Source organism: Streptomyces hazeniae (assembly GCF_031845485.1).
GTDB lineage: Bacteria > Actinomycetota > Actinomycetes > Streptomycetales > Streptomycetaceae > Streptomyces > Streptomyces hazeniae.
This window is the reverse complement of sequence record NZ_JAVREQ010000025.1, coordinates 64,650-74,080: the sequence shown is the minus strand read 5'-3', so window position 1 is coordinate 74,080 and position 9,431 is coordinate 64,650. Positions and strand designations below refer to the sequence as shown.

The 9,431-nt window shown below is 73.3% G+C and carries 10 protein-coding genes; all 10 read right to left on the bottom strand.

Going from position 1 to position 9,431, the window contains the following annotated elements; translation table 11 throughout:
- Window position 1: 1 nt before the first annotated feature.
- The 10 genes from RM572_RS23550 to RM572_RS23505 all read right to left on the bottom strand — a co-directional run bounded on the left by RM572_RS23550 (window position 2) and on the right by RM572_RS23505 (window position 9,275).
- Window positions 2-787 (bottom strand): ABC transporter ATP-binding protein, encoded by a 786-nt coding sequence (locus tag RM572_RS23550; protein WP_311675409.1) that lies wholly within the window; start codon window positions 785-787, stop codon window positions 2-4.
- Window positions 784-1,779 (bottom strand): FecCD family ABC transporter permease, encoded by a 996-nt coding sequence (locus RM572_RS23545; protein WP_311675408.1) that lies wholly within the window; start codon window positions 1,777-1,779, stop codon window positions 784-786. Before RM572_RS23545 ends, RM572_RS23550 begins: the two co-directional genes overlap by 4 nt.
- Entirely contained in the window at window positions 1,776-2,798 is a 1,023-nt protein-coding gene (locus RM572_RS23540) for a FecCD family ABC transporter permease (RefSeq protein ID WP_394813692.1), read from the bottom strand. Before RM572_RS23540 ends, RM572_RS23545 begins: the two co-directional genes overlap by 4 nt.
- Complete coding sequence (locus RM572_RS23535; protein WP_311675407.1) at window positions 2,795-3,790, bottom strand: ABC transporter substrate-binding protein; 996 nt, start codon at window positions 3,788-3,790, stop codon at window positions 2,795-2,797. The genes RM572_RS23540 and RM572_RS23535 overlap by 4 nt, the downstream gene beginning before the upstream one ends.
- 129 nt (window positions 3,791-3,919) lie before the next feature.
- Window positions 3,920-4,768 (bottom strand): siderophore-interacting protein, encoded by an 849-nt coding sequence (locus RM572_RS23530; protein ID WP_311675406.1) that lies wholly within the window; start codon window positions 4,766-4,768, stop codon window positions 3,920-3,922.
- Window positions 4,765-5,004 (bottom strand): phosphopantetheine-binding protein, encoded by a 240-nt coding sequence (locus tag RM572_RS23525; RefSeq protein ID WP_136184776.1) that lies wholly within the window; start codon window positions 5,002-5,004, stop codon window positions 4,765-4,767. Before RM572_RS23525 ends, RM572_RS23530 begins: the two co-directional genes overlap by 4 nt.
- A complete protein-coding gene (locus tag RM572_RS23520) occupies window positions 5,001-5,669 on the bottom strand; it encodes an isochorismatase family protein (protein WP_311675405.1) in 669 nt (222 codons plus the stop codon). The genes RM572_RS23525 and RM572_RS23520 overlap by 4 nt, the downstream gene beginning before the upstream one ends.
- A gap of 5 nt (window positions 5,670-5,674) precedes the next feature.
- Complete coding sequence (locus tag RM572_RS23515; RefSeq protein ID WP_311675404.1) at window positions 5,675-7,282, bottom strand: (2,3-dihydroxybenzoyl)adenylate synthase; 1,608 nt, start codon at window positions 7,280-7,282, stop codon at window positions 5,675-5,677.
- Window positions 7,279-8,469: an isochorismate synthase gene (locus RM572_RS23510; protein WP_394813693.1), complete on the bottom strand. Its 1,191-nt coding sequence runs from the start codon at window positions 8,467-8,469 to the stop codon at window positions 7,279-7,281. The genes RM572_RS23515 and RM572_RS23510 overlap by 4 nt, the downstream gene beginning before the upstream one ends.
- A 23-nt stretch (window positions 8,470-8,492) precedes the next feature.
- Window positions 8,493-9,275, bottom strand: coding sequence for a 2,3-dihydro-2,3-dihydroxybenzoate dehydrogenase (locus RM572_RS23505; protein WP_311675402.1), 783 nt, complete (start codon window positions 9,273-9,275; stop codon window positions 8,493-8,495).
- Window positions 9,276-9,431 lie beyond the last annotated feature (156 nt).

The window sequence follows — 9,431 nt, the reverse complement described above, 5'->3', positions numbered from 1 at the left end:
CTCAGTCTCCTTGGAGGGTGGGGACGACCATCGGCGTGTCCGTCACCGGGTCGGGGACGATGATGCTCGGCAGGTCGAAGACTTCTTTGATCAGCGCGCTGTCCACGACCTTTGAGGGGTCGCCCTCGGCGACGACGCGGCCGTCGCGCATGGCGATCAGGTGGTCGGCGAACCGGCACGCCTGGTTGATGTCGTGGAGGACGGCGATCACGGTGCGGCCCTCGTCGCGCAGTCCGGCCAGCAGGCCGAGCAGCTGGTACTGGTGCGTGATGTCGAGGAAGGACGTCGGTTCGTCGAGCAGCAGGTAGGGGGTCTGCTGGGCGAGCACCATCGCCATCCAGACTCGCTGGCGCTGTCCTCCGGACAGCTCCTGCACCGGGCGGTCGGCCAGCTCGGAGACCCCGGAGGCGGCCATGGCCCGGGTGACGGCCCGCTCGTCCTGAGCCGACCACAGGGCGAGGAGCCCCTGGTGGGGGAACCGTCCGCGGCCCACGAGCTGACGGACCTTGATGTCCTCGGGTGCCAGCGGGTCCTGGGGGAGGAAGCCGAGCTGCTTGGCCAGCGCCTTGCCGGGGTAGTCACCGACCTCGCGCCCGTCGAACGTCACCTGTCCGTCGGCGGGCTGCAGCAGCCTGACCAGCGCGCGGAGCAGGGTCGACTTGCCGCAGGCGTTGGGGCCCACGATGGCGGTGAACGCGGCGTCGGGGACGTCCAGGCTCAGGCGGGTGGAGACCACCCGCTCTCCGTAGCGCAGGGTGATGTCCCGCGCCGTCAGGCGTGCGGTCATGCGCGCCTCACCTCCTTGGTCAGCAGCCAGATCAGGTAGCCCCCGCCGATCGCGGTGCTCACGACGCCGACCGGCAGCGAGACGGGTGCCAGCAGCACCTGGGCGACCAGGTCGGCTCCCAGCAGGAGCACGGCGCCGGTGAGTGCGGCGGGAAGCAGCGGCACCCCGGGCGAGCCGGCGAGCCGGCGGCCGATCTGCGGTGCGGCCAGGGCGATGAAGGCGATGGGTCCGGCGACGGAGGTGACCGTCGCCGTGCAGCCGACGCCGACGAAGACCATGAGCAGTCGCAGGCGGTCGAGCCGGACGCCGGTGGTCACGGCGACGGAGTCGCCGAGGGCGGCCTGGTGCACGGCGTGCGCTCCTGCGGTGATCAGGGCCAGCAGCACGCCGATGACGGCGAAGGGGATCCACAGGTCGGACCAGCCCACCCCGTTGAGGGAGCCGGCGCTCCAGCCGACGGCCGCGATGGCGACCTCGAGTTCGGCGCGCAGCACGATCCAGGAGTTGACCGCGGTGACCATGGCGTTGATGCCGATGCCGATCACCACGAGCCGCAGGCCGGAGAAGCCGCGGTCGAAGGACAGCAGGTAGATCACCGCGGCGACGATCAGTCCTCCGAGCACCGAACCGGCCGCCAGCTGGGACGAGGTGCCCGACAGCACGGTGAGGGCGACGAGCGCGCCGGTGTAGGCGCCCGCGTCGAGTCCGATCACGTCGGGGCTGCCCAGCGGGTTGCGGGTGAGGTTCTGGAAGAGCGCGCCGGCCACGCCGAGCGCAAGGCCGAACACCACGGCGGCGGTGACGCGCGAGAGCCGCCACTCCACGATCACCACGGAGGGCTCCGTGCCGGCCAGGGCGGCGAACACCTCGGCGGGGGAGCTCCAGGAGGCGCCGTGGCAGAGCCCGAGCAGGGCGAGTCCGAGCGTGCCGGCGACGAGAGCCGCGACGACCGTGGCGAAGCGGGGTTCGGGCCGGATTCCGAGTGCGGTCACAGCGTCCCCGCCCCGTGGCGCCGGACGGCCCAGATCAGCATGGGTCCTCCGAGGAACGCGGTCACGATGGCCACCGGCACCTCGCCGGTGGGCAGCAGCACCCGCGACCCCATGTCGGCGATCAGCAGCAGGATCGGTCCGAGGATCATCGAGTAGAGCAGGAGCCAGGGCACCGAACCCGCCGAGGGCTTGCGGACCAGGTGCGGCACGATGAGCCCGACGAACAGGATCGGCCCGGCCACCGCGGTCGCGGCGCCGCAGAGCACGACGATGAGCACCAGCGTGCTGGAGCGCAGGCGTGCGACCCCGGCGCCGAGCGTGTGGGCCACGGTCTCGCCCAGGGCCAGCGCGTTGAGGGCGCGGCTGATCACCAGGGCACCCAGCAGGGACCCGGCGATCGCGGCCAGTGGCAGGAGCAGCGGCGCCTGTTCGCGGGCCGCGAGCGACCCCACCGACCAGAACCGGTAGACGTCGAAGACGTCCGGGAACATCAGCCGCATGCCGAGGGCGATGCCGGTGAGGACGGCGGTCAGCGCCACGCCGGCGAGCACCAGGCGCAGCGGTGACCGCCGGCCGACCGCGGCGACCAGCAGTGCCGCGGCCACCGATCCGAGGACCGCGAGGGCGAGTTCGCCGGCGGGCCCGGCCGCCACGCCGAGCGCCGACCCGAGGGTGATGGCGAAACCGGCGCCCGCGGTGACGCCGAGGACGCCGGGTTCGGCCAGCGGGTTGCGGGCCAGGGTCTGGATGAGCGCGCCCGCGACGGCCAGTGCGGCGCCGACGGCGACGGCCAGCAGCGCGCGTGGCGCCCGGACGTCCCGTACGACCACGTGGTCGTCGGTGCCCTGGTAGTCCAGGAGGGCTTGCAGGACCTCGGTCGGCGCGACGGAGCGGGCGCCGACTCCGAAACTGAGCACGGCGACCACGGTCAGGAGTGCGAGCCCGCCGACGAGGAGACCGACGCGCGCGACGGTCTCCCCGGTGCTCGCGGTCTTCGTCGCGGGAACGGCTGCCGTCACTGATCCAGCAGCGGCGCGAACGCCTTGGCGGCCGCGTCGAGGGTCTGCTTGGCCTGCCCGTAGGTCGCGGCCTCCGTGTAGCGGATCGGGAAGGTCTTCCCGGCCTTCACGGCGGGCAGGTTCTTCCACAGCGGCGAGTCCATGACGTACTGCACCGACTCGGGCACGCTGCCGTCGGCGTTGACGGAGTAGGTGAGGGCGTCCGCGTCGCCCAGGGAGTCGGGGATCTCCTCGATCGAGGGGTACTCGCTGACCGAAGCCGAGCCGGGTCCGGGCTCCTTGACCTCGCCGTAGTACGTCGCGCCCATGTCCTCGACGATGTTGGGACCCCACGAACCGCTGAACTCGCGGTGGAAGGTGCCCTTGGCGACCTCGCCGTACGCGCCGACGTGGCCCATCTTCAGCTGCGGGAGCACGTCCTTGTACTTCTCGCTCAGCGTCTCGGCCTTGGCCTCGTACTCGGCCTTCACGGCGTCGAACCGCTTGAGGGCGCCGGCAGCGTCGGACTGCTTGTGGGAGAGCTCGCGCCAGGCGGACGGCACGGTGGGGCCGATCGCGACGACCGGGGCGATGGACTCCAGCCGCTTGACGTCGATGTCGCCGAGGACGGGGGCGGGAACCCCGATGACGATCAGGTCGGGGTCGGCCTCGGCGATGGCCTCGTAGTTGGTCTCGGCCGCCTGCTCGCCGGCGACCTTGGTGAGCTTCTTGTAGCGGGCGAGCGTCTCGTCGTCCATCATCGGGACGCCGCGCTTCCAGGAGGAGATGCCGACCAGCGGTGCGTCGGCCTCGATGAGGGCGGGCACGGCGTATCCGGTGGCCACCACGCGCTGCGGGTCGGCGGGGATGGTGATCTTGCCGTTGTCGGCCTTGAACACCCGGGTCTCCGCCTTGCCGTCCTTGTCCGTCCCGGCCTCGGACGCGCCGCAGCCGGTCAGGGCCAGGGCCAGTGCGAGAGCGCCGACGAGGGCGGAGGATCTGCGTATCGCCATGCGAAGTTCCTTCGTGGTTCAGTGGGTTCAGCCAGGGGGCTTAGGTAAGGCTCACCTTATCGTGCCGGATCGGGGCAGCACGACGGGGCAGCGGTGTGATGTAGTGCGCCCGCCCGGGGCGGCGTGGCGTCAGTGGTCCTCGTCGAAGGCCGCGACGCCGCGCTTCCAGTAGCCGGTGATGTCGTAGTCGGCCCGGTCCAGCTTCAGCGTGTCGCGGACCCAGCGGCGCAGCGGCTTGATCTGCCCGGCTTCGCCGGCGACCCAGACGTACAGCCGCTCCCCCTCGGCCGGGGACACCCCGGTGACGGCGCGTTCCAGGGCGTCGCCGGAGCCGGCCGGACGATCCCCGCGGTACAGCCAGTGCACCTCGACGCCGTCGGGCGCGGACAGCTCGATCTCCTCCGCCGCGTCCGCGACTTCGACGAACGCCCACCCCCGCGCGCTTCGCGGCAGCTCCTCGAGCCGCCGGGCGATCGCCGGCAGGGCGGTCAGGTCACCCGCCATCAGATACCGGTCGTACGCGTGCGGGACGATCAGGCCGCCGGGCGGGCCCGCGACGTGCAGCACGTCACCCGGGCGAGCGGTGCGCGCCCACCCCGACGCGAGACCGCCCTCGTGCACCGCGACGTCGATGTCGATCTCCCGCGCGGCCGGGTCGTAGCGGCGCACCGTGTACTCCCGCGCGGTGGGCATCGGCCGCGGCCAGCGCAGCATGGTCCCGTTCGGCTCGGGCAGCCGCAGCGAGCCGTCCGGCTCCGGGAAGATCAGCTTCACGTGCTCGTCCGGCGCGTGCGCCTCGAACCCGTCGGTGCCCTCGCCGCCGAGGGTCACCCGCAGCAGGCCCGTCCCCACCGCGACGGTGCGGACGACCTCGGTCCTGCGGATACCGATCGGGTAGCCCACCTTCGCGGCGGAGCGCCCCTCGCGGACCTCGGCGATGCGTTCCAGGTGGCGCTGCCTGTCGTCGACGAGACTCATTCCGGCCCACCCGTCAGCAGCGCCGTCCAGTGGCCGAGTTCGGGCCGCTCGGCGAGGTCGGGGAACTCCAGCGTGGAGGCGCCCTCGGCACGCCAGCGCTCGACCAGCGTCATAATCCGCATCGAGTCCAGGCCGAGGTCGATCAGGTCCTGGTCGGGCGCGATCGCGGCGGGCTCGCAGTCCAGCAGCTCCGCGACGTCGGCGCGGACCCGGTCGGGGGTCAGGGTCGGGTTCATCGGGCGGCTCCTGCCGGGATCGGTGCCGACAGCGCGGTCAGCGCGTCGTCGGTGGTGGTCACGACGCCGCAGCGCTGGGCGACGTAGGCGCAGGTCTCGTCGTGGCGTTCGCGGGAGAAGTCGGCCACCGCGTCGGCCACCAGGAACGGCTGGACGTCGCGCATGAACGCCTCCACGGCGGTGGACTGCAGACCGATGTGCGCGTAGATGCCGGTGATCAGCAGCTGGTCGCGGCCCAGTTCGGCCAGCCGGTCGGCGAACGCGCTCCGCTGGAAGGCGCTGTAGCGCCACTTGACCAGCACCTCGTCGTCCTCGCCCGGCGCGAGCGCGTCGACGATGTCGGCCGCGCGCGGGTCGGAGTCGATGACAGCGCCGATGCCCTGGCCCCAGAACTCGGTGAGCAGTCCCCGGTCCGCGGGGTCCTGCCGGCCGGGCTGCGCGGTGTAGAACACCGGCACGCCCTGCGCGCGGGCGGACTCGGCGAGGCGGGCGATGTTCGCCGTCATCCCGGGCACCGGCGCCCCCGCGTACGGGGCCAGGAAGTACCGCTGCATGTCGTGGACCAGCAGCGCCGCGCGTGTCCGGTCGGGCCGCCATCCGACCCGCCCCTCGGGCAGTTCGTCGGCCCGGGGCAGCGGATAGGGCCTGATCTCGGGTAGGGACACGCTCGTCACTCCTTCCGCGCGAGCGCGGCCAGTGCCGCCCTCAGCTCGCGCTTGCTCGTCTTGCCGACCCCGGTCACCGGGAAGTCCTCCACCACCTGGACCAGATCCGGCACCTTGAACGCGGCCACGCCCCGGTCGCGCACGAACGCGCGCAGGTCGCGCCCGGCAGGCGAGGCCCCGGCTGCGGGCACCACGTAGGCGCAGGTCCGTTCGCCCAGGTACGGGTCGGGCACCGCGACCACCGCGGCGTCGAGCACGTCCGGGTGGGCCATGAGGTGGTTCTCGACCTCTGCCGCGGCGATCTTCTCACCGCCCCGGTTGATCTGCTCCTTGGCCCGGCCCACGACCTCCAGCTGTCCGGTGGGGGTGCGGCGCACCAGGTCGCCGGTCCGGTAGAAGCCGTCCTCGGTGAACGCGGTGGCGTTGTGCTCCTCGGCCCGGTAGTAGCCGCGGATGGTGTACGGGCCCCGGGTCAGCAGCGCGCCCTCCTCCCCCGGCGCGACGTCGGCGTCGGTGTCGGGGTCGACCACGCGGATCTCGTCGTCCGGCGAGATGGGGAGCCCCTGCGTACCGAGCACGGTCTCCTCGGGGTCGTCCAGCCGGGTGTAGCAGACCAGCCCCTCGGCCATGCCGAAGACCTGCTGGAGCCGGCAGCCCAGCGCGGGGCCGATGCGTTCGGCGAGCTCGCGCCCGCACTTGGCGCCGCCGACCAGCAGCACCTCCAGGGAGGACAGGTCGCGTTCGGTGCGCGCGGCGGCCTGCACCCAGGCGGCGGCCAGCGGCGGCACCACGCCGGTGATCGTGACCCGCTCGGCCTCGATCAGCCGGAACGCGGTGTCCGCGTCCGGACGCGGCGCCATCACCGTGGCGGCGCCCGCGTACAGCGCGCCCAGCACGCCGGGCGAGCTCAGCGGGTAGTTGTGCGACACCGGCAGGGTCGCCAGGTGGACGCTGTCCGGGCGCAGCCCGCAGATCCGGGCGCTCTCCCGCACGCTGTACAGGTAGTCGTCGTGGGTGCGGGGGATCAGCTTCGGCAGCCCGGTGCTGCCGCCCGACAGCTGCAGGAAGGCCACGCCCTCCGGGTCGGGGTCGGGCAGTTCACGCGGCGCGGTCGCGGCCAGTTCGGCGAAAGCGTCCGACCCGACCTCCAGCACCCGCCGCACGGAGCCGACTTCGGCGGCGACGGCCCGTGCGGTCGCCGCGTGGTCGTGCCGGTCGTGGGTGCCGACGGTGACGAGGGCGGCCGCCTCGCTGTGGGACGCGAAGTGCCGCAGCTCGCTCTCCCGGTGTGCGGGGAGGGCGAACACGGGCAGCAGGCCCGCCCGCCACATGCCGAACACCACCGGCAGGAATTCCGGGATGTTGGGCAGCTGCAGCACGACGCGGTCGCCGGGCAGGAGTCCTTCCGCCAGCAGGCCGGCCGCGATCCGGTGGGCCCGCTCGTCGAGTTCGGCGAAGGTCCAGCGGCTGTCCCCGCCCACGACGGCGGTGCGGTCGGCGTACGTGCCGGCCAGCGACGTCAGCAGGGCGCCGAAGGTCTGCCCGCGCCAGTGTCCGGCCGCGCGGTACCGCGCGGCCACCTCCGGCGGCCAGGGCACGTGGTCCACGGTCACGCGACGTCCTCCAGTCCGAGTGCACGCAGCAGCGTACGGAACTTCGCTCCGGTCTCGGCCAGTTCGGCGTCCGGGTCCGAGCCGGCGACGATCCCGGCGCCGGCCGAGAGGCGGACCGTCCGGTCGCACACCTCGGCACTGCGGATCGTCACCGCCCATTCGCCGTCGCCGTCGAGGCCGGTCCAGCCGACCAGTCCCGCGAAGTAGCCGCGCTCCTCCGGTTCGAGGTCCGCGATGGCCCCGAGCGCCCGGGGCCCGGGCACGCCGCACACGGCGGGCGTCGGGTGCAACGCTTCGGCCAGGCCCAGCGACGAGCAGGCGGGATCGGCCGGGTCCTTGAGCCGCCCGGTGATCCGGGTGGACAGGTGCCACATGGTCGGCGTCCCGATCACCTCGGGGCGTTCCGGTACGTCGAGGTCGACGCAGAACCGGCCGAGCACTTCGGCGACCTGGGTGGCGGTGTGGGCGTGTTCGCCGAGGTCCTTGGCCGAGTCGCGAAGCCGCGCGATCCGTTCGCGGTCGACCGCGTCGTCGCCCGACCGGGGCGCTGATCCGGCCAGCGGGTTGGCCACGACGGTGGCACCCCGGCGGGACACCAGGAGTTCCGGGCTCGCGCCGACGAGCGTACGGGGGGCCCAGTCGCCCGGGGCCGTGACGTCGACGGCGAAGGCGTAGGCGGCCGGGTCCGCCCGCACCAGCCGGGCCAGCAGCGCGGGGACCCAGACGGGGGCCTCGGCGGTCAGTTCCAGGGAGCGGGCCAGCACGACCTTGCGCAGTTCGCCGTCGCGGATGAGTTCCAGCGCGCGGCGCACGCCGTCGGCGTAACGGGCGGGTTCGGGGCGGGGCGTGACCGTCCATGCCGTTCCGGGCTCCGCCTCCGGGGCGCGTACCGCAGCCGGTGCGCCCGAGCGCCGCACGACCGAGGGGACGAACAGGCCGCTCTCCCCCTCCGGGCGGAACCTGACCGCTCCCGCGACCACGGGCTCGGCGACACCCGCCGTCGCGGCGGCCTCGAGCGCCTCGGCCGCGGCCATGACGCGTGCGCCGCTCCCCGGTCGCACCCAGGAGTGCACGCCGTCGGCGAGCAGCGCCCCTCGGGCCGAGGAGAAGTAGAACGAGCCGGGCAGGTACGCGGACAGGAGGTCGCCGGCCCGGTGCACGGGCCTGGGGCGCACCAGCGGGGGTATGGACACGTCAGCGATTTCCTTTCTCAGGCGCGCAGCGTCGCGCCGCCGTCGACGAACAGGTTCTGCATCGTGATGTGCCTGGCGTGGTCGGAGACGAGGAACAGGACGGCGTCGGCGATGTCGGCCGGCGAGGCGATACGGCCCAGCGGGATGCCGACGCGGTACTGCTCGGGACTGCCGGCGATGACCCGGTCGAGGTCGTCCTCGCAGGTCCACAGCTGGCGCTGCATCAGGGTGTCGGTTGAGCCGGGCGAGACCACGTTGCAGCGGATGCCGTGGGCGGCCAGTTCGAGCCCCAGGCAGCGGGTCAGCATCGTGGACGCGGCCTTGGACGCGGCGTACGCGCCCATGCCCGCGCGCGGCACGCCGCCGGCGTTGGAGGTGACGGTCACCAGCGACCCGCGGCCGCGCGGCGTCATCCTGCGGCCCAGTTCGCGCAGCACGTGGAACACACCGGTGGTGTTCACGGAGAAGGTGTCCGCCCAGTCCTCGTCGGTGGTCTCGCACAGCGGGCCCGGCCGCAGGACGCCCGCGACGGACACCCCGATGCCGACCGGTCCGAGGTCCCGCTCCGCCCGGTCGACGACCTCGGCGATCGCGGCGGCGTCGGCCACGTCGGCGGTGAACGGGACGACCCGTCCCTGTGAACGGTCCGCGAGGGACGACAGGCCTTCGGCGTCCACGTCGACGGCGGCGACGGTCGCGCCCTCGCGCACCAGTTCCTCGACCACCGCGGCGCCGATTCCCCTGGCCGCGCCGGTGACGAAGGCCACCGAGCCCGCGACTCCCGTATCCCGGGCTGACATGCGTCTCCCCCCGATCCATCAGACTAGGTAAGGCTAACCTAATCAGCAGTTCGGAGGTGTGGCAAGTCGGGGTCGGCGCGCGACGCGTGGGGCCGACGCGTGGGCCGACGCCTGCGCCCGGGCGGCCCTTCCTCCCCGCCGGGCGCACACCCCGGG